The 20,104-nt window shown below is 67.3% G+C and carries 21 protein-coding genes; 13 read left to right on the forward strand and 8 right to left on the reverse strand.

Annotation, left to right across the window (positions count from 1 at the left end):
• Positions 1 to 33 precede the first annotated feature (33 nt).
• Positions 34 to 447 carry a metal-dependent transcriptional regulator gene (locus tag FN829_RS08900; protein ID WP_142986629.1) on the reverse strand — a complete coding sequence of 138 codons (414 nt, stop codon included), beginning with the start codon at positions 445 to 447 and terminating at the stop codon, positions 34 to 36.
• A 227-nt stretch (positions 448 to 674) separates the two neighbouring features.
• On the opposite strand from FN829_RS08900, the gene FN829_RS08905 reads away from it, so the two are divergent.
• Positions 675 to 1,436 (forward strand): class I SAM-dependent methyltransferase, encoded by a 762-nt coding sequence (locus tag FN829_RS08905; protein WP_142986630.1) that lies wholly within the window; start codon positions 675 to 677, stop codon positions 1,434 to 1,436.
• Positions 1,437 to 1,591: 155 nt separating this feature from the next.
• Positions 1,592 to 2,170 (forward strand): hypothetical protein, encoded by a 579-nt coding sequence (locus FN829_RS08910; protein ID WP_142986631.1) that lies wholly within the window; start codon positions 1,592 to 1,594, stop codon positions 2,168 to 2,170.
• Positions 2,171 to 2,197: 27 nt separating this feature from the next.
• Here FN829_RS08910 and FN829_RS08915 read toward each other — a convergent pair whose 3' ends face one another.
• Positions 2,198 to 2,365 carry a DUF1059 domain-containing protein gene (locus FN829_RS08915; RefSeq protein WP_142986800.1) on the reverse strand — a complete coding sequence of 56 codons (168 nt, stop codon included), beginning with the start codon at positions 2,363 to 2,365 and terminating at the stop codon, positions 2,198 to 2,200.
• Between the two features lie 263 nt (positions 2,366 to 2,628).
• Here FN829_RS08915 and FN829_RS08920 point away from each other — a divergent pair, with 263 nt between their 5' ends.
• From FN829_RS08920 to FN829_RS08945, 7 genes are all read left to right on the forward strand, one after another.
• Positions 2,629 to 3,798: a glutathione-independent formaldehyde dehydrogenase gene (locus FN829_RS08920; RefSeq protein ID WP_142986632.1), complete on the forward strand. Its 1,170-nt coding sequence runs from the start codon at positions 2,629 to 2,631 to the stop codon at positions 3,796 to 3,798.
• Between the two features lie 90 nt (positions 3,799 to 3,888).
• On the forward strand, positions 3,889 to 4,041 hold the full coding sequence (locus FN829_RS15895) for a hypothetical protein (RefSeq protein ID WP_185955725.1): 153 nt from the start codon (positions 3,889 to 3,891) through the stop codon (positions 4,039 to 4,041).
• A 131-nt stretch (positions 4,042 to 4,172) separates the two neighbouring features.
• Complete coding sequence (locus FN829_RS08925) at positions 4,173 to 5,183, forward strand: glycerophosphodiester phosphodiesterase (RefSeq protein ID WP_142986633.1); 1,011 nt, start codon at positions 4,173 to 4,175, stop codon at positions 5,181 to 5,183.
• Between the two features lie 287 nt (positions 5,184 to 5,470).
• Positions 5,471 to 6,658, forward strand: coding sequence for an ABC transporter substrate-binding protein (locus FN829_RS08930; protein WP_142986801.1), 1,188 nt, complete (start codon positions 5,471 to 5,473; stop codon positions 6,656 to 6,658).
• Positions 6,659 to 6,676: 18 nt separating this feature from the next.
• A complete protein-coding gene (locus FN829_RS08935; protein ID WP_142986634.1) occupies positions 6,677 to 7,561 on the forward strand; it encodes a carbohydrate ABC transporter permease in 885 nt (294 codons plus the stop codon).
• A gap of 1 nt (position 7,562) precedes the next feature.
• Complete coding sequence (locus FN829_RS08940; RefSeq protein WP_142986802.1) at positions 7,563 to 8,471, forward strand: carbohydrate ABC transporter permease; 909 nt, start codon at positions 7,563 to 7,565, stop codon at positions 8,469 to 8,471.
• Position 8,472: 1 nt separating this feature from the next.
• The gene (locus tag FN829_RS08945; protein WP_142986635.1) at positions 8,473 to 9,654 is read left to right on the forward strand and encodes an ABC transporter ATP-binding protein; all 1,182 of its coding nucleotides are present in this window, start codon (positions 8,473 to 8,475) and stop codon (positions 9,652 to 9,654) included.
• Between the two features lie 2 nt (positions 9,655 to 9,656).
• On the opposite strand, the gene FN829_RS08950 is transcribed toward FN829_RS08945, so the two are convergent.
• Positions 9,657 to 10,841, reverse strand: a complete 1,185-nt coding sequence (locus FN829_RS08950; RefSeq protein WP_142986636.1) for a CobW family GTP-binding protein — start codon at positions 10,839 to 10,841, stop codon at positions 9,657 to 9,659.
• A gap of 169 nt (positions 10,842 to 11,010) precedes the next feature.
• On the opposite strand from FN829_RS08950, the gene fer reads away from it, so the two are divergent.
• Positions 11,011 to 11,676, forward strand: coding sequence for a ferredoxin Fer (fer, locus tag FN829_RS08955; protein WP_142986637.1), 666 nt, complete (start codon positions 11,011 to 11,013; stop codon positions 11,674 to 11,676).
• Between the two features lie 38 nt (positions 11,677 to 11,714).
• Here the strand turns inward: fer and FN829_RS08960 are convergent, their stop codons facing one another.
• Both FN829_RS08960 and FN829_RS08965 read right to left on the reverse strand, forming a co-directional pair.
• Positions 11,715 to 13,865, reverse strand: a complete 2,151-nt coding sequence (locus tag FN829_RS08960) for a DHH family phosphoesterase (RefSeq protein WP_142986638.1) — start codon at positions 13,863 to 13,865, stop codon at positions 11,715 to 11,717.
• Positions 13,866 to 13,972: 107 nt separating this feature from the next.
• Positions 13,973 to 14,602, reverse strand: coding sequence for a YIP1 family protein (locus FN829_RS08965; protein WP_142986639.1), 630 nt, complete (start codon positions 14,600 to 14,602; stop codon positions 13,973 to 13,975).
• A gap of 121 nt (positions 14,603 to 14,723) precedes the next feature.
• Here FN829_RS08965 and FN829_RS08970 point away from each other — a divergent pair, with 121 nt between their 5' ends.
• On the forward strand, positions 14,724 to 15,188 hold the full coding sequence (locus FN829_RS08970) for a type IV pilin (protein WP_142986640.1): 465 nt from the start codon (positions 14,724 to 14,726) through the stop codon (positions 15,186 to 15,188).
• A 163-nt stretch (positions 15,189 to 15,351) separates the two neighbouring features.
• Positions 15,352 to 16,614 (forward strand): RNA-guided endonuclease InsQ/TnpB family protein, encoded by a 1,263-nt coding sequence (locus FN829_RS08975; RefSeq protein WP_221929829.1) that lies wholly within the window; start codon positions 15,352 to 15,354, stop codon positions 16,612 to 16,614.
• On the opposite strand, the gene FN829_RS08980 is transcribed toward FN829_RS08975, so the two are convergent.
• Positions 16,611 to 17,108 (reverse strand): Lrp/AsnC family transcriptional regulator, encoded by a 498-nt coding sequence (locus FN829_RS08980; RefSeq protein WP_142986641.1) that lies wholly within the window; start codon positions 17,106 to 17,108, stop codon positions 16,611 to 16,613. The two genes, FN829_RS08975 and FN829_RS08980, sit on opposite strands and share 4 nt — an antisense overlap.
• Positions 17,109 to 17,291: 183 nt before the next feature.
• On the opposite strand from FN829_RS08980, the gene FN829_RS08985 reads away from it, so the two are divergent.
• Complete coding sequence (locus FN829_RS08985; protein ID WP_142986642.1) at positions 17,292 to 18,272, forward strand: DMT family transporter; 981 nt, start codon at positions 17,292 to 17,294, stop codon at positions 18,270 to 18,272.
• A 119-nt stretch (positions 18,273 to 18,391) separates the two neighbouring features.
• On the opposite strand, the gene FN829_RS08990 is transcribed toward FN829_RS08985, so the two are convergent.
• A complete protein-coding gene (locus FN829_RS08990) occupies positions 18,392 to 18,964 on the reverse strand; it encodes a hypothetical protein (protein ID WP_142986643.1) in 573 nt (190 codons plus the stop codon).
• Positions 18,965 to 19,068: 104 nt separating this feature from the next.
• Positions 19,069 to 20,061 (reverse strand): NAD-dependent epimerase/dehydratase family protein, encoded by a 993-nt coding sequence (locus FN829_RS08995; protein ID WP_142986644.1) that lies wholly within the window; start codon positions 20,059 to 20,061, stop codon positions 19,069 to 19,071.
• Between the last annotated feature and the right edge of the window lie 43 nt (positions 20,062 to 20,104).

Raw genomic sequence — 20,104 nt, forward strand, 5'->3', positions numbered from 1 at the left:
GCCCCCCGCGTCTCGAACGCGGGTTCGATCGAGTCACTCCCGCAACGGCGAGGGGGGCGGGGCGTCGGAGTGGGCGTTCGCGGCGCGATCGTCGCCGTCGACGAGGAGAGTGACGAGTCGGTCGGCGACGTCGGGACTCAGCAGGCCGGCCATCTCCATGGCCTCGCGCTCGTGCGCATCGAGGTCGAGGACGTCCCGGAAGAACCACGAGAGCGCGACGTACGTCTCGTGGAGGTCGCTCGCGCGCTCGCGACCGCGGTCGGTCAGAGTCACGCCGTGATACGGCTCGCGATCGACGAGACCGTCCGCCTCGAGGCGCTGGAGCATCTCCGTCGCCGCGGCGGGAGAGCGGTCGACCGACTCCGCGACGCGACCCGGGGACACCGGCGGAGCCGAGCGGTGTTCCGCGACGTACAACGCGAGGAGATACCGCGCCGTCCGGGTCATCGCCGCTCGCCTCCTCGCGGGCGTCGGGTCGATCGACTCCCATCGATCTCGGGCCGCGTCGAGTCTCTCGACACACGATTTAGGCCGACCTAAATACACAAAACGATTCCGATTTTTAGGCTCGCCGAAACGCGACGGTCGCGGAGGCCGACTCCGATCCGGCGCCCTCGTACCGCGGTACCGACTCTCAACGGGGATTTTTGCCGGGGCGAGTCGTGTCACTCGCCATGAGCGACACCGAATCCGCTACGGGCCCGGACGCCGAGTCGCCGCCGACTCCCGACGCCTTCGGTCGGGCGATCCGGGACCACCACCGCGGCGAGCGGACCGAACCACTCCTCCACTCGGACGGGGCGGAGACGACGGAACACCCCATCGAGTCCTTCTACTTCGCGTCGTTCGACCCGGAGGTGGGGACGAACGGTTGGCTCGGATCTCACCTCCAAGGTCCGCTTCTCGACGTGGGGGCCGGAACCGGCCGGCACGCGCTGTACTTTCAGGAGCGGTTCGAGACCGTCGCGATCGAGCCGAGTCCGGCGCTCGTGGAGACGATGCGCGAACGCGGCGTCGCGGACGCTCGCGAGGGGAGCATGTTCGATCTCAGGGGGGACTTCGAGCGGGATCGGTTCGGTTCCGCGCTGTTGAACGGGACCCACCTCGGACTCGTCGGATCGATGCGAGGACTCTCCGCGTTCCTCGCCGACCTCTCGTTCGTGACCCGACCGGACGGGACCGCCGTCGTCGACTGCTACGACCCGGATCACCCCGCCACGAGCGAGGTGATCGGGTACCGTGAGGATCCGACGCCCGGGCTCGCCCACCGCGTGATGTTCTTCGAGTACGAGGGCGAGCGGAATCCGATCCTCCAGCTCCGGCTGTTCAGCCCCGACCGGCTGCGGGAAGCCGCCGTCGGAACCGGCTGGGAGGTCGTCGACGTCGCTCGCGGCGAGGACGGCTACCACTACCGGGCGGCGCTCTCGAAGCGGTAGCGGTCGACCGGACGATTCCCGAAACGCGAACCGTCGGTTCCGCTGCGATCCGCGTGGATGACGCGTTTCGATTGACGTGCCGTCCGGAGTCGCCGCGTCACGGCTCCGATCCGTCGCGCGGAAGCGTTAGGTGCGCGGCGGCCGACCGCGACGACATGGACCCCTCGCGAGCCGACGTCGAGGCGGCGCTGGAGGCGTATCGGGCGACGGAGCCGCTGTACACCGTCGAGTCCGAGGCCGTCGAGACCATGCCCGACGCCTTCCGAAGCGGCGAGTACGGTCGGCGGGACGCCCAGTGGGTGGTGCGGTGGTACGGCCGTCGCTACCTCGGTGACGAGCCGGCGGGCACGGACCGAAGCCGGCGGGAGGAAGCGTTCGAGGAAGCCGATTTCGAGGCGGTTCGAGACGCGATCGCGACCGCGGTCGAGGCGGATCGGGAGGCGTACGGGAAAGCCGTCGACGCGCTGACCGCGCTACCAGGCGTCGACCTCCCGATCGCCTCGGCGTTCCTCGCGTTCGTTCACCCGGACCGATTCGTCGTCGTCGGACCCCGTGAGTGGGAGATCGTGTCCGACCTGACGGACCTCGAAGGATCGTACCCGGATCCGCCCTCGGTCGGCGAGTACGACGACTATCTCACGGCGTGTGACGCCCTCGCGGACCGGTACGGGATCGACCCGTGGGAGGTGTACATGCTGGTCTGGCGTCGACGAGAGGACCACACCGAGTCGTGACGCGGTTCCGCGGGACGCGCTCGCCCGTCACGCCCTGAGCCACGCCTTCGGGTGGGCCTCCCTGAGGTGTCGTTGGTAGGCGGCGATCAGTTCCGGATAGGAGTCGGCGACGGCGTGCCATCCGCACTGATCACAGCCCCGTTCCACGGCATTGTCGCCGCCCTGGACGTATCCGCCCCGTCGATAGGTCACCATCGGCATCCCGCCCCTCGGACGAACGTCATTAGGGCGTACGGACGTGCCCGACGGGTTTGAACCCCTCGCCGACCAACTTCATCCGTCATCCTCACTCGACCACCATCGCCGATCATCCTCGCCGACTGCCTCCCTCTGACCCCGAGTTCTCCGATCGATCGATACCACGAATCATTGCTATCGATCGTCACGATCTTGTTAAGGGTAACTGACGTGTAAATAGACTTACGTCACGTGGTGCCCACTGTTCTCATGGATCATTCGTGAAAGCAGTAGTGTATCAGGGACCGTACGAGGTCGCTGTCGAGGACGTGGAGGAACCGGACATCGAGCACCCGAACGACGTGGTCGTGGACATCACGACTTCCTGTATCTGCGGGTCGGACCTCCACATGTACGAGGGTCGAACCGCGGCCGAGGAGGGGATCGTCTTCGGCCACGAGAACATGGGGGTCGTGAGCGAGGTCGGCGAGGCCGTCTCCACGCTGGAGGAGGGCGATCGCGTGGTGATGCCCTTCAACGTCTCCTGCGGGTTCTGTCAGAACTGCGAGGAGGGGTACACCGGCTTCTGTACCAACGTCAACCCCGGATTCGCCGGCGGCGCGTACGGGTACGTCGCCATGGGACCGTACCCCGGCGGACAGGCCGAGAAGCTCCGCGTTCCGTACGCCGACCACAACGCGCTGAAGCTGCCCGAAGGGCGCGAACACGAGGACGCGTTCTCGCTTCTCGCGGACATCTTCCCGACCGGATGGCACGGCACCGAGCTGGCCGACCTCCAGCCCGGTGAGTCGGTCGCGATCTTCGGGGCCGGTCCGGTCGGGCTGATGGCCGCCTACAGCGCCAAGATCAAGGGCGCGGCGGAGATCTACGTGGTGGATCAGGTACCGAGCCGGCTCGAATTGGCCGAGGAGCACTGTGACGCCCACGCGATCGACTTCTCCGAGGGCGACCCGGTCGATCAGATCATCGACGTACACGGGGGGATGGTCGACAAGGGAGTCGACGCGGTCGGGTACCAGGCGACCGACCCCGACGACGTCGACACCGAGACGGAGGACTACTCCTACCAGCCGGCCAAGGAGAACCCGGCGGTCGTGATCAACAACCTGATCCGGGTCGTCCGGCCGACCGGCCAGCTCGGCGTTCCCGGGCTGTACGTCCCCGAGGACCCCGGCGCGCCGGACGACATGGCCGCACAGGGGCGGCTCGGAATCGACTTCGGGAAGTTCTTCGAGAAGGGCCTCAAGTGTGGAACCGGTCAGTGTAACGTGAAGGCGTACAACCGGTACCTGCGCGACATGATAATCGAGGGGCGCGCGGACCCGTCCTGGGTCGTCTCCCACCGGGTCAACCTCGAGGAGGCGCCCGAGATGTACGAGGCGTTCGACGCTCGCGAGGAGGGCGTCACGAAAGTCCTACTCGAGCCCTGAGCCGGCCGCGACGCCGACACGACGACGCACCGTTCTCCCGTTTTTTCGCCGCCGCCAACGCTTATGACCGACCGGGGCGTTCGCCGATACATGTGCCAATACTGTAACTGGGCGTTCCACGACGGGTGGGGCGAACTGCTCCAGTACGACGAGGTGTACCAGTCCGCCGTCGGCGCCGAGACCGAGTCCACCCACGGCTTCCACGAGGACTGGGACGACCTCCAGGCGGAACTCGGGATCTGAACGGGGCACTCGCGGCCGCGACCGAGTACCGATCGGACGACGCGGCGGCGACGCGACCGGTACGTCCCGGTACGGAGCCCTCGGGAGACCACATAGCAGGTCCTATACTCGCGACGCGGCAGCCACGACTCATGACCCGACCCGACGACGCCGACTCGCCGGCCGACGCCTCGTCCACCATCACGAGAGAGCTCCACGCGCGGCGGCGGACCCTCCTGGCGGGGACCGCCGGGGTCGCCGCGGCGGGCGCGCTCGGACTCGCGTACACGGACGGCGGAACCCCGACGGACGCCGTCGACCTTCCCGAGCCGGATCCCGACGCCGATCCCGCGCTCATCGCGCACCGCGGGTTCGCCGGCGAGAACCCCGAGAACACGGTCGCGGCGATGGAGGCGGCCGCGGGCCGCGACGTTCCCGACCCCAGACGAGCGGACCTCGTCGAGGTCGACGTCGTCCCGACCGCCGACGGCGACGTGGTGGTCTTTCACGACGACCGCTTGTCCGGGCGCGCCGGCGGCGCGCTCGGGCTCACCGACGCCGAGGGGGTCGTGTGGGAGACGGACACCGAAACCGTCACTGACGCCGAGGTGCTCGGAAGCGGCGAGACGGTCCCGATCCTGCGGGAGGTGCTCGCGGCCGTGCCCGCCGACGTGGGCGTGAACGTCGAGTTGAAGAACCCCGGCCGCGCCGACCTGCGACCCGGAGAGAAGCTCTCGGGGGACGAGTTAGCCGAGCGGACCGCGGCATGGCGGCCGTTCGTCGAACGCGTCGTGGAGGTCCTCGACGGCCACGACAACGCGATCCTCCTCTCGTCGTTCTGCGAGGCCGCGCTGGCGGCGAGCCGCGAGGCGTCGTCGTACCCGGTCGCGCCGATCCTTCACGAGTCGGTCGACGACGGCCTGGCGATCGCCCGCGAGCACGACGCCGAGGCGGTCCACCCGCCGATCGATATGGTCCGGGGGACGCCGTTCACCGACGACGCGGGGACCGCGGGCGTCGACCTCGTGGAGACCGCCCACGCGGAGGGTCGCGACGTGAACGTCTGGACGGCCGAGACGTGGTACGAGGCCCGCTGGCTCGCCGCGGCCGGCGTCGACGGGGTCATCGCCGACTACGCCGGGCTGCTCGATCGGTGGTCGTGACCGGCGCACGAGCGACGGGCTGAACCGGACGGCAGGGTATATACCGCTCCGTACGACTCTGATCCGTCCGTACACCTCTTAGCAGAGGCTTTTAGGCCGCTTTCGTCACGTTCGGTCGCATGACGTCCAACAACGACGCGACGCGCGGGATCTCACGCCGACGGACGCTCGCCACGACCGGGGCGACGCTGGCCGCGACGACCGGGCTGTCGGGATGTATGGGCCTCGGTGGGGGGAGCGCGGCGGAGTTCTCGCCGGTCGCCGAGGAGCTCACGGCGTGGCACGCCATGGGCGGCACTAACGGCGAGACGCTCGATCAGATAGCGACGGACTTCGAGGACGAACACGGGATCGCGGCGAACATGGAGTTTCAGGACTCCTACGAGAACGTCCTGACGAACACCCTCGCGGCGTTCGATTCGGGGAACGTCGCGGACATGTTCCAGGTCGACAGCCTGTTCGCCCAGCAGGTGTTCGACACCGACCAGGTTCGGCCGGTCGCCGAGATCCTCCCCGACGACTTCGACACGGGCGTCTTCCTCGACAACGTCACCGAGTTCTTCACCGTCGACGGCGAGCTCGCCTCGCTCCCGTTCAACAACTCGAACGCGATCATGTACATCAACCGTGACGCCTTCGAGGAGGCGGGGCTCGACCCGGACGACCCGCCGAGTACGCTCGCCGAGGTACGGTCGGCATCCGAGACGCTCGTCGACGAGGGCGTCACTCAGTACGGGATCACGTGGCCGAACCACGTCTGGTTCGTGGAGACGTGGTACGGCTTCGAGGGCGAACTCATGACCGACGCGGAGAACGGCCACGCCGGCGACCCCTCCACGTTCTACACGCCGGACGCCGTCTACGACCTCTACGAGTGGTGGAAGGGGATGGCCGACGACGGCCTCTACACCAACCCCGGCATCGAGGCGTGGGGCGAGGCCACCTCGCTTTTCATCGAAGAGGAGGCCGCGATGGTCCTCACGAGCACCGCGTCGGTCGCGGGGCTGATCGCCGACTCCGAAGATTTCACCGTCGACGCCGCCCCGTATCCCGGAATCAGCGAGACGCGAGTGGGACCGGTCATCGGCGGGGCGTCGTTTTACGTCCCGGAGGGGCTCCCCGCGGACCGGTACGAGGAGATCGGGCAGCTCCTCCGGTACATGGCCCAACCGGAGGTCCAGACGGAGTGGCACAAGGGCTCGGGGTACTACCCGATCACCCAGCCGTCCGTCGAGTCACTCCGAGAGGAGGGGTGGTTCGAGGAGAACCCGATGTACAACGTCGCGCTCGAACAGCTCCAGAACGGGGACGCCTCCGACCCCGCCACGAAGCGCGCCTTGCTCGGCCCGGCGAGAAACGTTCAGACGGTGATCCAGAACGCATCCGTCGACATCGTCAACGCCGACGACGTCGGGTCGGAGATCGAGGCGATGAAGTCGGAGGTCGAGTCCGTACTGAGCGACTACTACGAGTGATCGAGGTCGATCGATCCGATGTCCACACGAGAGATATTCGACGGACGGCTGGAGGCCGCCCTCCTGCTCGCACCGACGGCGATCGTCTCCCTCGTCTTCCTTTATTATCCGACCGCGCTCGCGTTCCGGACCAGCTTCTTCGACTCCGGCTTCGGCCGCGTGCCGGAGTTCGTCGGCCTCGAGAACTACGCTTCGCTGCTCGGAAACCCGGAGTACCACTCCAGCGTGCTGCTCTCCGTGATCTTCGCGGCGATCGTGGTCGTCGGGGTGATCTCCGTCTCGCTGTACCTCACGTTCCTCATCCACGAGGTCGACGCCGGACAGGGGTGGTACCTGATCTCCGTGATCTGGCCGTACGCGCTGCCTCCCGCCGTCGGCGCGTTAGTGTTCCTGTTCATCTTTCACCCGACGCTCGGCGTGCTCACGGGACCGATCGAGGCGCTCGGGATCGAACTCGACTGGTTCAACGACGGACCGCAGGCGTTCGTCGTGGTGGCGCTCGCGGCGATCTGGAAACAGATCGGCTACAACGTGATATTCATGATCGCGGCGATGAAGAACATCCCGGACGCGCTCACGGAGACCGCCGAACTCGACGGCGTCGGCCGGCTCCGCCGGCTCGTCTCGGTGTACGTCCCGATCATGACGCCGACGCTGTTCTTCCTCGTGATCATCGACACGATCTACGCGTTCTTCGGCACGTTCGCGTTCGTCGACCTGCTGACGAGCGGCGGTCCCTCCAACGCGACGAACGTCCTGATATTCGACCTCTATCGGGAGGCGTTCTCGTTTTTCAACTTCGGGACCGCCTCGGCGAAGTCGGTCGTACTGTTCCTCGTGGTGGCCGCCCTGATGGCCGTCCAGTTCAGACTGACCGAGGAGTACTCCTACTACGGTGCCTGAGATGACGGGAGCGATCCAGTACGCGAAACGGCGGTTCGAGTCGGCTCGTGCGGCGATCGGAGCCGAGACGGGTTCGGAAACGCCCGAATCGACGACGGATCTCGGAGCCGCCGGGATCCACTTCCAGCTCTGGCTGCTCGCGGGCCTCGTCCTCTTTCCGATCCTCGTCACGGTCGTCGTGAGCACGAAACAACAGGGGATCGTGACGAGCCTGCCCGACCTGCTTCCGGGGACGTACGCGGTCGAGAACTACCGTGAGGCGATCGTCGACTACGGCTTCGGCCGGTTCATGTGGAACTCGCTTCTCATGTCCGTCGTGATCGTCGTCGGGAAGCTCGTCGTCTCGGTACTCGCCGCGATGGCGATCGTCTACTACCGGGTTCCGTACAAGGACCTCGTGTTCCTCTTCGTCCTGTTCACGCTGCTTTTGCCCGTTCCGGTCCGGTTCGTCCCGCTGTTCCAGCTGATGAACGACCTCGGCTGGAGCAACAGCCTGCTCGCGATCACGGTGCCGTACATCGCGAGCGCGACGACCGTCTTCATCCTGCGACAGCACTTCCTCTCGATCCCGACCTCGATCGTCGAGACCGCGAAGCTGGACGGCGTCGGCCCGGTGAAGTTCACCCTCCAGGTGCTCGTCCCGATGTCGCGGGGCGTCCTCGTCGGCGTCTCGATCATCATGTTCGTCTACGCGTGGAACCAGTACCTCTGGCCGCTGGTGATCATCGACTCGGAGGCGAACCAGGTCGCACAGGTCGGACTCCAGCTGCTCCAGGGCGACGTCCAGGGGGGCCAGCTCTCCTGGTCGCTCGTGATGGCCGGCTCGGTGTTGACGCTTCTGCCCCCGCTGGCGCTCATGATCCTCTTCCGGAAACCGCTCTTAGAGACGTTCGCGATCCAACAGAAATGACATGACCACGATAACGCTACGAAACCTCCGCAAGGAGTTCGACGACGTCGTCGCAGTGAACGGGCTGGACCTGACGGTTCGGGACGGCGAGTTCCTCGTCGTCGTCGGCCCGAGCGGCTGCGGGAAGAGCACGACGCTTCGGCTGCTCGCCGGGCTCGAGACGGCGACCGACGGCGAGATCCGCATGGACGACCGCGACGTCACCGGCACGGAGCCGAAAGACCGGAACGTCGCGATGGTGTTTCAGAACTACGCGCTGTACCCGCACATGACGGGTCGACGGAACGTCACGTTCGGCATGAACGCCGGCGGGTCGTTCACCGACGAGGAGATCAACCGGCGCGTCGCGGAGGCGGCCGAGACGCTCGATATCACCGATCTCCTGGATCGAAAACCGCAGGCCATGTCCGGCGGGGAGCGCCAGCGCGTCGCGCTCGGCAGGGCGATCGTCCGCGACCCGGACGCGTTCCTGATGGACGAGCCGCTCTCGAACCTGGACGCGAAGCTGCGGATCCAGATGCGCGCGGAACTCACGCAGCTCCACGCCGAACTGGGCACGACGACCGTCTACGTCACGCACGACCAGACCGAGGCGATGACGCTCGGCGAACGGGTCGTCGTGATGGACGACGGACGGATCCAGCAGGTCGACCCGCCCCAGTCGCTGTACGACTTCCCGGCGAACCGGTTCGTCGCGGAGTTCATCGGCGACCCGGCAATGAACATGATCGACGTGGCGGTCGAGGAGGGGGTCGCGGTCCACGACGCGTTCCGGATACCGCTTCCGGCGGGGAACGCGGCGGACGAGACCGGGAGCGGGAGCGAGACCGAGTCGCTCGCCGATCCCGATGCGGGCGATCGCTCCCACGCGGTCCTCGGAGTTCGACCCGAAGATCTCCATCTTGCCCGCGAGCGGCCCGATCTCGGCGAGACCGAGTTCGACGCGACGGTCGACGTCACGGAGCCGCTCGGTGACAGCCTCCTGGTTCACTGTTCGGTCGGGGACGCGACCTTCAAGATGAGCGCCGAACCGCGGTCGTCGCTCGATCCCGGCGGGACCGTCTCCGTGACCTACGACTCGGAGCGACTCCACCTCTTCGAGCCGGAGACCGGCGAGGCGTTCTACCACTCGGCGACCGCGCCCGCCCCGTCCGACCGGATCGAACGGGTCGTGACCGACTGAGATCAGATCGGGAAGACGTCCTCGGCGGTCCGGTCGTCGCCGTCGCCGTCACCCTCGCTCGCCTCGCTCGCGACCGTCAGATCGTCGAGTTCCGCCCGCAGCCGACCCTCGTCCATGTCCTCGCCGATGAGGACGAGCCGCGTTCGTCTGTCGTCTTCGGGGTCCCACTCGCCGATCGGACCGGCCTGTACCGACGGGCCGGCCTGACTCACGCCGATCACCTCCTCGGAGCCCGCGACGGCGACGAACCCCTTCGCACGGATCACGGAGCCGTCCCAGTCGCCGAGCCAGTCCGCGAACGCTCCCGGCGCGAACGGGTCGCCGTTGCGGTAGACGAACGAGTCGACGCCGTGGGCGGCCGCCGCGCCCTCGGCGTGATCGTGTGCGTGACCGCCGTGTGCGTGCTCGTGGTCGGCGTGGTCGTCGCCCTCTCCGCCGTCGCCCGTTTCCGCCTCGCTCTCGGCGATGGCGCGCTTCCAGCCCGCCGAGCGCTTCGCCTCCTCGAAGTCGAACCGCCCCGTGTCGAGCACGCGCTCGGGGTCGACCTCGGAGTAGGTCGTCCGGATCCGCTCGGCGCGGGGGCCGAGCCTGTCGGCCACCGACTCGATCCGGTCCATCACGTCGTCGGGGACCATGTCGGTCTTGTTCAAGAGCAGGACGTCACAGAACTCGATCCCCTCGACGAGCACGTCGGCGAGCGGGCGGTCCGCGCCCGCCCCGGCGTTCGCACCGCCCGGCAGGTCCGCGCCCGCGTCGAACTCCTTCCAGAACCCGTAGCTGTCGAGGACGGTCACCATCGTGTCCAGCCGGAACCGCTCCGTCGGATCGATCTCCGAACCCTCCGTCCCGTCGAGGAAGGCCCGCGCGACCGGGACCGGCTCGGAGATCCCCGAGGACTCGACGAGGAGGTAGTCGAACTCGCGGGAGTCCGCGAGCGCGTCCGCCTCCGTCAGCAGGTCGTCTTGGAGCCGACAGCAGATACAGCCGTTCGAGAGGTCGATCACGCCCTCCTCGTCGTTCTCGCGCGCGATCAGTTCCGCGTCCACGTTCACCTCGCCCATGTCGTTCAGGATCACGGCGATCCGTCGGTCGCCCGGGTCCTCCAACAGGTGGTTCACGAGCGTCGTCTTCCCGGCGCCGAGGTATCCGCTGAGGACGGTGACGGGGATCCGATCGTCGCGTGTCATGCGTACTCGTACCCAATCGTGCCGGCAGTATGAAACGATCGATCGACGGGATCCCCGGACGTCTTCACGGCTCGGGCGCGACGCTCGCGAGCCATATCGCTCCGGATACCGGCGGCGAGCGGCGGTTGTGAGACGTTTATGTGTCTCGATCGGTTAGGGATGACACCGAATGGTCTCCCCGTTCGACGTCTTGGACCTCGAGGAGGACGCCGAGGACGACGACGTCGAACGGGCCTACCGCGAGCGGGTGAAGGAGGCGCACCCGGACACGGGCGGGTCGGTCGAGGAGTTCCAACTCGTCAGGCGGGCCTACCGGGAGCTGTCCGAGCGCGACCTGAACAGAGGGGGGAAGAACGGAGTCGAGGGGGACGATCCCGCCGACATCGACCTCACGGAGGAGGAGGAGGGACGGGGATCGATCCGCGTTGAGTTCCTCGATTACGAGGCGGTCGCCGACCGCGGGTGGGGTCTCGAGGACGACGACCTCTTCGCGAAGGCCGCCGACGCCGACCTCGCCCCGGCCGACCACGGTCGCCTGCTCGTCGAACCCGACGAGAGCCTGCTCGAGGCCGCCGAGAACCGCGGGTTCTCCTGGCCCTTCTCGTGTCGCGGCGGCGCGTGCGCGAACTGCGCGGTCTACCTCGTCGAGGGCGAACTCTCCCAGCCCGCGAACCACATCCTCTCGGAGGAGCACGCGGAGCGCGGCTTCCGGCTCTCGTGTAACGGCTACCCGCTCTCCGACGACCTGAAGGTCGTCTTCAACGTCAAACACCTCCCGGAGCTCGACGAGCTCCGGCTGCCGCCCGGTCCGTTCCGGCGGGCGACCTCGGAGTGAGAAGGGAGTCGACGGCGGGCGACGAGCGGCGAGCGACCCTAGAACTGCTCGGCGATGGCGGCGACGACGGCGTCCTCCACGGCGTCGCGCTCGCCGGAGAGGAAGCCGATCTTGCCCTCGCGGAGCCCGGCGGTCGAGACGTCCGCGGCGGGGGCGATCTCGTCCGCGCGAGCCGCGACCTCCCGCACCGACAGGTCCGCGGTCGACCGGACGTACAGCTCGTCGGTGCCGATGCCGACCGTGGCGAACGGGTCGCCGTTCGCGTTCCGCCGATGGAGGTCGTCCAACAGCAGCGGCGTCGGCGGGAAGTCGAACCGGTGGGTGTACTCGTCGGTGTCGAGCAGCGCGAACTCGACGCCGTCGACGGACTCGGTGACGACGTTGGCGCTCGCGGTCTCGATCTCGGTCTCGAGCTTCTCGCGGAATTGCTCGGAGACGTGCGCGGCGAGGTCGCCGCCGTCCTCGAACAGCAGGTCGGTGATGAGTTCGCGTTTGTCCTGGTACGACTGGTAGTACGCCTCGAGCGCGACCGCCTCGCGGAGCTCCGCGATACGCTCGCGGTCGTAGCCGGCGTCTCGCGCGAGGTCGACGTAGCGGTCGGGGGCGTCCGCCCAGTAGCTCACGGCGGGCAGGTGGACGAGATCCGAGCGGACCTCGTCGTTGACCGCGGACGCGAGCGACGCGACGAGCGCGCCCGTCGAGAGGTCGTCGTCGACCTCGGCGAGCTCGGGCGAGACGAGCGTGTCGACCTGCTCGCGCGTCTCGGGGTCCGCGACCGCGGCGTCGACGACGACGGCCTCCACGTCGTAGACGGAGAGCAGGTCGAGCCCGTCGGCGGACTCGACGGTCGAGCCGGTGCCGACGAGTAAGAAGAGCGGGAGCTTCTCGTCGTGGCGGTCGCGGTCCTGGAGCATTCGCGTGACGTCGTTCGTCGCCGCGTCCATGTCGTACACCGGCTCCTCCGTCGGCCGGCGGGTGAAGTAGTGGTACTCCGCGTCGCTCTTAGCGTGCTCGTCGCGGATCAGCGGGAGCACGGCGCGCTCGACCGCCGCGCCGGCGACGTAGCCGTCCGCGGTGGCCGGGTGACGAACCACGATGGGGCGCGACTCGAGAACCGCGCGCCGGACGGCCTCGGCGGCGTCGAGCAGGCCCTCGCCGAGCCCGGCGACCGCCTCGTCGCCCGCGAGCGGCTGGAGCCCCTCGGGGCGGGCCTTCGCGGTGAGCGCCTCGGCGAGTCGGCGGCGGACCGCCTCGGCGTCCTCGCCCTCGAGCACCGCGAGCGCCTCCGTCTCGACCTGGATGTCGCCGCGACGGCGTTCGACTTCCCCGTCGATCCGGATCGCGTCGCCGACCTCGACCTCGGGGTACGCTCGGACGCCGGGCTCGACGAACGCGGCCGCGTCGACGACGCCGGTCGCGTCACGGAGCTCGAAGATCGTCGGTCCGCCCGTCTGGTGCGTGCTCACGACCTCGCCCTCCAGTCGGACCGTCTCGCCGACGGCGTCGGCGAGCGTTTCGACGTCGACGCGGTCGTACTCCGCGTCCGCCGTCGACACCGCCTCGGTCTCCGCCTCCTCGTTCTCGTTGCTCTCGTCGCTCCCGTCGCTGGCGTTCTCATCGCTCTCGTCGCTGGCGGTCTCGTCCGCGGCCGTTCCGGTCTCGGCGTTCGCGTCGTCGCTCGCGTCCGACGCGCCGGATGGCCCGTCTCCCGCGGTCTCCTCGGTCGCCTTAGACGTCTGCGCTGCGTCCTCGTCTTCCGAATCCACGTCCTCCGAATCCGTGGCATCCGCGTCCTCAGCGCCCTCGTCCTCATCGGGCACGTACTCGGTGTCGCCGTCCTGAACGAGCACCCCGCGGAACTCGCGATCGGTCTGGCGGATCGACCACGAGAGGTCGATGTTCCCGTTGTCCCGGACGCCTTTCACCTGGACGAACACGTCGTCGCCCGGCTCCCACTCGAGGCTGTCGAGCCGCCTGTCCAGCTCCGAGCGGTGGAGCAGTCCCGTGACGCCGGGCGCGAGGTCGATGAACACGCCGAACTCGGCGTAGCCGTCGACGACGCCGCGGTAGAATCGGTTCGCGACGAGCTGGTCCGGGCTGTCGCCGCGGAAGTCGAAGACCACGTCCTCCTGGTGTGAGCGGCAGATGCGGCCGTCGACGTCGACGCCACAGATGATACAGGATCCCATTTGCGTGTCTCGAGTGTCTCACGCCTAAAACGGTTGTCGAAAGCCGTCCGGACGGGGGCCGTTGGCACCCGTCACACCGGCGAGTCGGCCGGGAAGTGCTCGAAGAGTCAGCCGACGGGTGCGGCGTCGAGGAGCGACCGCACCGCGGACACGACCCGATACCCGACACCGTATCCGAAGGCCGCCGCCGGAAGCCCCGCCAGGAGCGTCCGGGCCGGCGTCGTTTCGTGGACGACGCGGAACCCCCACAACAGCAGAAGCGTCGCGTATCCGCCGCAAGCGACCCTGAGGACCGGAATGGGCGGCCCGGCGAGCGCCATGGGTGCGCTCGCGTACGCGACCACCTGTACGGTCTCGCTCACGCCGCCGCGCTCGCGAAACGAGATCCCGCCGTCGAACTCCAAGCTGGCGACCACGAGCGACACCGTCGCGACCGCGGCGGTCAAGTGGAGCCCCACGGGGGCCGCGAGCGCAGTGACGACCAACACGACGACGGCCGCCGAGAGCGCGGGGCTCCCGGCGATCCCCGGCACCGCGGTCGGGTCGGTTGCGACCCAGCCAAGCGTGAAGGCGGCGGCGACGGCCGCAGCGAACGTCAGTCCCGGCGCCTGGTCCCCGGGAGCGATGCCGTTCGCGAAGAAGCGTCCCGGTCTGACCAGCACCTCGACCCACGCGCGCGCCAGCCCCCGAAGGCCACGATCTCGCCCGCCCTCCGGGTTCTCGATCCACGAGTTCACGCGCGGTGGTACGGGGTCCCCGAATAACCGGGTTCCGGTTCGATCGCTCCCGACCCGTCGTTATCCGGACTGATAGCCGGCGGGTAAACGCTTATACCGTCCCCGGCGGAGCGGGAGACGAATGAGGGGGTATCGGGACGACGAGCGAGGGTTCGCACCGATGGCGGGGACCGGCGTGCTCGTCGGCATCGTGGTGTTGGTGCTGGCGGTCGTCGGTGCCGCGGTTTTCGGGCTCATCGACGGGGTCGCCCCGCCGGACGCCGAGTTCGAGGTCGAACGAGAGAACGGAAGCCTCGTCGTCACCGCGGTCGGCCCCGAGCCGATCCCGGCCGAGGAACTGTACGTCCGCGGCGAGGACCCCGACGACTCGGTGACGTTCGGAAACTGGCCCGGGGAGGGAGTCGTCCGTCCCAACGATCGAGTGTCGGTTCCCAATGCCACCGGCGACGAGTCCGTCGAAGTCGTCTGGGAGCCGGTGGCGTTCGACCGGAGCGAGACGCTCGGCAGCTACGAGCCCGAGGAGGACTCCGAGATCGACGAGTGGGCGGAGGAGAACGGCCCGTCGGCCGCTCCGGTCGCGGCGTGACGGACCGGCTCGTCGGATCGGGTCGGGGCGGTGTCACCTTCGGTTCAAGGCGGAGGCCCCTTCCTCAAGGAACGAGCGAAGCGAGTGAGTAGGGAGGGGAGGAGCCGACACATCCCAATCCAATCACACATCTTATAAATGTTACTTCGTATGTGAAGTTGTAATGGAGGTTGACCGAACAGTTCCCGTCAAACTCGACGTTCCCGACGACCGGCGGGACGACCTCCATCAGACCATCGAACAGTTCAACCACGCAGTCAACTACACCGTCCAGAACGGCAGGGACGAGTCAGGGTACTTCGTTCTCAACAAGTCCAAAATACACGACAAAGTGTACTACGACCTCAGAGACGAAACCGACCTTCCTGCCAACCTCTGTGTTCGCGCCTACTCGAAAGCCGTTGAAATGCTCAAGAGTACCGTCGCAGACTGGAAGAAAGGCAACAGTCGCCCCGTCCCTCAGTACACCCAACCATCAGCGGTGTATGACAAGCGAACGCTGACTATCAAGGACAGGTCGGCCACACTCTCAACCGTCAACGGTCGAGTCGCCGTGGACTACGTTCTCGGAGACTACCAGAAATCCTACCTCGATGACGACGACTATGAGAAGCGAATGGGGACGCTCCACTACCGCGAGGACGAGGATGCGTTCTACCTCCACATCGTCGTTCGGAAAGAGGTGGAATCGGCAGAGAGCGACAGCGTGTTGGGGGTGGACTTGAACCTGAAGAACGTCGCCGTCACAAGCACGGGACGCTTTTTCGATGGCGGCGACTTGTTGTGGGGTCAGAATCACTACTTCCGCGTTCGGAGAGCCTTACAGCACAAAGGCACTCGCTCCGCCAAACGGACACTCGAAGGAGTGTCGGGGCGAGAAAACCGCTTCGTGCTGAACCAACTCCACACGATTTCTCGCGGAGTAGTCGAAGAAGCCCTCGAACACGACTGCGGATACATCGCTGTCGAACGCCTCACCAACATCCGTGAGCACATGTCGAATCGGAATCGACAAGTGAAGCGTCAGATGCACAACTGGGCGTTCCGCCTCCTACAAGAACAAATCGAGTACAAAGCCCAAGAATACGGCATCGAGCTCGTCGCGGTGAATCCGGCGTTTACAAGCCAAACGTGTTCTCGGTGCGGTCATCAGTCGAGTACAAACCGCGATAGCAAGACTGGTTGGTTCGAGTGCAACGATTGCGGGCAGGAGTACGACGGTGATTACAACGCGGCGAAGAACATCGGAATGCGATTAGTAACTTTACCAGAGGGCAAACGCCCCTCTGGGTTGGGCCACGGTCAACTGGCCCTGAAGTCTGGGACGTTGAACGCGAGTGGCGAGTACACCGCCCACCGAGCTTCGGTCAGAGCGGGAGTCCACGGACAAGCCCCGTCCTCAAACGCGAGCGCAAGCGAGCGTTAGGGCGGGGTAGTTGACTCGGTCAGCTCATCGATCAGCGTGTCGAGATCGTAGGTCGCCGGCGCGCGCGACTCGTCGCGGAGGGTGGAGATGGTGAACGTCGAATTGGTTCGCTCGACGCCGTCTATCGCCTCGAACTCGCTGATGAGTCGTTCGACGGTGTCCGACGAGGAGAGCCGCGCGATGACGACGAAGTCGGTCTCGCCCATCGTGAAGAACGCCTCGGTGACCCCTTCGATGTCGAGGAGCCGTTCGGCGAACTCCTCGTGGGAGTCGTCGTAGTCGGCGAGCACCTCGACGATGACGGTGACGCCGAGCCCGAGCGCCTCGTGATCGAAGTCGTAGAGGTCGTTCTCTATCACCCCCGACTCTCGGAGGTTGTTCAGCCGGTAGTGGATCGTCGACACAGGGATGCCCGTGGCCTCGTGAAGCGCCTCCGGGCTCCCGGTTCCCAGATCCGCGATCGCCTTCAACAGTCGCACGTCGCGCTCGTCCATGTTCGGCGTTCGAGTTACGGATCCGTATATATTCCGACCGACATACTCGGAGTATAATTCAACATCGGCCGATCAATTCGGATCGATGTTGGAGATGCCTCATATGTATGTTTATTCATTCAAAATATCGTCCTCTGTAAGAGATTAGTTTAAATATATCCTCGTAAGTGGTTGTAGTATCCAATGTACTCGAAAGACCTCCTTTCATCTCCCACCGTCGCCGTCGGCGCGTTCCTGCTGCTCGCGACGCTGTGGGGCAGTTCGTTCGTCGCGATCGAGGCCGGATTGGCGTACTTTCCGCCACTGCTCTTCGCGGGGATTCGATACGCGCTCGCCGGAATCGCCGTGCTGGCGTACGCGACCGTCGTCTCCGACCGCTGGGTCCCACGTGGTCGCGACGAGTGGCTCGGCGTCGGCATCGCCGGCGGGTTCGTGATAGCGGCGTACCACGGCCTCCTGTACGTGGGCGAACTTCACGTCTCGGGGGCGATCGCCGCCGTGATCGTCAGTCTCTCGCCGGTGTTGACCGCCGCGTTCGCCGCGCTCCTGTTGCCCAACGAGCGGATCGGAGCCCTCGAGATAGCCGGGTTCGTCCTCGGCGTGGTCGGCGTCGCCGTGATCGCCGACCCCGGTGGAGCGGGGCTCGCGACCGCCGGCGGAGCGGGTTTCCTCGGCTTTCTCTCCCCGGAGTTTCTGGGCGTCGCGCTGGTGTTCCTCTCCGCGGTCTCCTTTTCGGTGGGAGCCGTCCTCCTGCGTCCGCTTCGAACGGACCTCCCGATCGCCGCGCTCCAGGGGTGGGCGATGGTCACCGGCGCGGGACTGCTCTTCGGCGGGGCGGCCGTCACCGGCGAGTCGCCCGCGTCGATCGTGTGGAACGCGACCTCGATGGTCTCGTTGGCGTATCTCACCGTCCTCTCGGGGATCGTCGGGTTCCTCCTCTACTTCGCGCTCCTCGACGCGGTCGGCCCGACCCAGCTCCACCTCGTGAGCTACGTCGAGCCGCTCGTCGCCGCCGTCGGGAGCTGGGTCGTGCTCGGACACCTGATCGGCGGGGAGGCGATCCTCGGGTTCGTCGCCATTCTCGCCGGCTTCGCCGCACTGGAGCGCCGCGAGATCGCCGCCTACCTCGCGACGCACCGCGATTTCGGGCCGATCCGGTCGTAGCGGCTCGGAGGACGCACTTGCCGTCGAAGCGCGTGGATCGACGCGACACGGACCTGCCGGTGTCGCCCTGCGAGGAATGCTCGGCGCCGGTCACCGCGTCCGATCCCGAGTACCCGATCTCACTCCGGGAGATCGCCCGTGATCCCCGTCCGGAGGTCACGACCGAGATAGTGGCCGACGAGTCCACAGAGGAGTCCGACTCCGCCGCCGACCGCGAGAAGCGGGAGCCCCCACTGGCCGAGGTAGTCGATTCCGATCGGGAGGAACCCGATTCCGAGCACGCTCGAGACGGCAGTTCCGGCCCCCGCGAGCGCCCCGGCGAGACCCGTTTCCACGTAGTTTGACGAGGAGAACGCCAGCCCGACGAGAAACGTCCCGAGCAGTACGCCTGCGACGGCGCCGATCGTCCCGCCGACGAGCGGAACCAGCCCGGCGAGGACGGTACCGACGGCGACGGCGACGACGGCGACGCCGAACGCCTTCAACGAGAACCAGCGACCGTCGACGCCGACCCGACCGCCTCCGCTCGACCCGGACACGGAACCCGCGTCCGCGGGGGCGGTCGAGTCCGTGGAAGCACCGGATCTACCTCCTGAGAGGTCGTCGTCGAGGAGGTCGTCGAGGTCGTCGAGCGGATCGCCCTCTCCGGCGTCGACCGCCTCTTCGGCGTCCCGCTCCTTGGAGGGTTGCATGTCTCCGGATCCGGTACGTGAGGTCTTGTGTCTTGTGCCGAGAGGGATCGCGCCGATTCACCGGAAATCAGGTGTCGACGGCGGCCCACGGTCGGGCCGTCCCCTCATATCGTGTCTTTCACACCCAGAACCCGCTCTTCCGCCTCGCGGCCGGGGTCCCACTCGCTGCCGTCACGGTCGGACTCGCGGTGGTCGGCGACGCTCCGCGCCATCGCCTCCTCGACGGGCGTCGACTCCCAGCCGAGGTCGGCGAGCGCGCACGTGTCGAGCAGGTGCGGGTACTCCCGGTACAGCGTGAAGTCGGATGGCTCGAGCCCGCCCGCCGCGAGGGCGTCCGCGCTCGCTGGCACGACCGTACACGTCGTGTCGGCGACCGCGGCTATCGTCTCCAGCGTCTCCTCGAGGGTGAGCGCTCGACGGTCACCGACGTTGTACGCCGCGCCGGGATCGCCCCGTTCGGCGACGACCCGGAGCGCTCGCGCCACGTCCTCGACGTACGCCCGGTGCCAGAGGTTCTGGCCGTCGCCGGGGACGACCACGCGGTCGCACGTGAGGACGCGGTCGATCCAGTAGTCGAGTCGCTCGGTGTGATCGTGGGGACCGTACACGATACACGGCCTGACGGCCATGGCGTTGACCCCGTCCTCGGCGGCGGCGAAGACCCCCCGGTCTCCCGCGGCCTTCCGGTTGCCGTAGGTCGCGTCGCTATCGTCGGTCGCCTGTTCGGACGTACACTCCTCGAGAGGCGTCTCGCCCTCGCGTTTCGGGACGTGCTCGGCCCCGTAGGCCGCCCCGGAGGAGACGTACACGTAGGCGTCGACGTCGGCGAAGAGATCGGTCGCGGCCTCGACGTCGGCGGGGTGGTACGCCACGCAGTCGATCACGACGTCGGGATCCGCCGACAGCTTCGCGGCCTCCAGGTCGCGGTCGTTCGTCCGGTCGCCGTCGACGTGCGAGACTCGATCGTCGTCCGCGAACGGGTCCTCGCGGTTCCCGCGGGTCAGCGTCGTAACTCGGTAGTCGTTCTCGATGAGATCCTCGACCGCGTGTCGGCCGATGAATCGCGTGCCGCCGATGACGAGCGCCGTGTCGGTCATACCGGTCCTCCGGCGGGCGACGGCAAAAGCGTGGCCGAAGCGG

The organism is Halorubrum cibi, assembly GCF_900182635.1.
GTDB lineage: Archaea > Halobacteriota > Halobacteria > Halobacteriales > Haloferacaceae > Halorubrum > Halorubrum cibi.

Coding starts and splice junctions, on each gene's coding strand:
- FN829_RS08910 (WP_142986631.1), top strand. CDS start 1,592: ATGGACCCCTCGCGAGCCGACGTCGAGGCGGCGCTGGAGGCGTATCGG.
- FN829_RS08905 (WP_142986630.1), top strand. CDS start 675: ATGAGCGACACCGAATCCGCTACGGGCCCGGACGCCGAGTCGCCGCCG.
- FN829_RS08940 (WP_142986802.1), top strand. CDS start 7,563: ATGACGGGAGCGATCCAGTACGCGAAACGGCGGTTCGAGTCGGCTCGT.
- FN829_RS08950 (WP_142986636.1), bottom strand. CDS start 10,841: ATGACACGCGACGATCGGATCCCCGTCACCGTCCTCAGCGGATACCTC.
- FN829_RS08985 (WP_142986642.1), top strand. CDS start 17,292: ATGTACTCGAAAGACCTCCTTTCATCTCCCACCGTCGCCGTCGGCGCG.
- FN829_RS08970 (WP_142986640.1), top strand. CDS start 14,724: ATGAGGGGGTATCGGGACGACGAGCGAGGGTTCGCACCGATGGCGGGG.
- FN829_RS08990 (WP_142986643.1), bottom strand. CDS start 18,964: ATGCAACCCTCCAAGGAGCGGGACGCCGAAGAGGCGGTCGACGCCGGA.
- fer (WP_142986637.1), top strand. CDS start 11,011: ATGGTCTCCCCGTTCGACGTCTTGGACCTCGAGGAGGACGCCGAGGAC.
- FN829_RS08995 (WP_142986644.1), bottom strand. CDS start 20,061: ATGACCGACACGGCGCTCGTCATCGGCGGCACGCGATTCATCGGCCGA.
- FN829_RS08975 (WP_221929829.1), top strand. CDS start 15,352: ATGGAGGTTGACCGAACAGTTCCCGTCAAACTCGACGTTCCCGACGAC.
- FN829_RS08980 (WP_142986641.1), bottom strand. CDS start 17,108: ATGGACGAGCGCGACGTGCGACTGTTGAAGGCGATCGCGGATCTGGGA.
- FN829_RS08915 (WP_142986800.1), bottom strand. CDS start 2,365: ATGGTGACCTATCGACGGGGCGGATACGTCCAGGGCGGCGACAATGCC.
- FN829_RS08945 (WP_142986635.1), top strand. CDS start 8,473: ATGACCACGATAACGCTACGAAACCTCCGCAAGGAGTTCGACGACGTC.
- FN829_RS08925 (WP_142986633.1), top strand. CDS start 4,173: ATGACCCGACCCGACGACGCCGACTCGCCGGCCGACGCCTCGTCCACC.
- FN829_RS08935 (WP_142986634.1), top strand. CDS start 6,677: ATGTCCACACGAGAGATATTCGACGGACGGCTGGAGGCCGCCCTCCTG.
- FN829_RS08960 (WP_142986638.1), bottom strand. CDS start 13,865: ATGGGATCCTGTATCATCTGTGGCGTCGACGTCGACGGCCGCATCTGC.
- FN829_RS15895 (WP_185955725.1), top strand. CDS start 3,889: ATGTGCCAATACTGTAACTGGGCGTTCCACGACGGGTGGGGCGAACTG.
- FN829_RS08930 (WP_142986801.1), top strand. CDS start 5,471: ATGGGCGGCACTAACGGCGAGACGCTCGATCAGATAGCGACGGACTTC.
- FN829_RS08900 (WP_142986629.1), bottom strand. CDS start 447: ATGACCCGGACGGCGCGGTATCTCCTCGCGTTGTACGTCGCGGAACAC.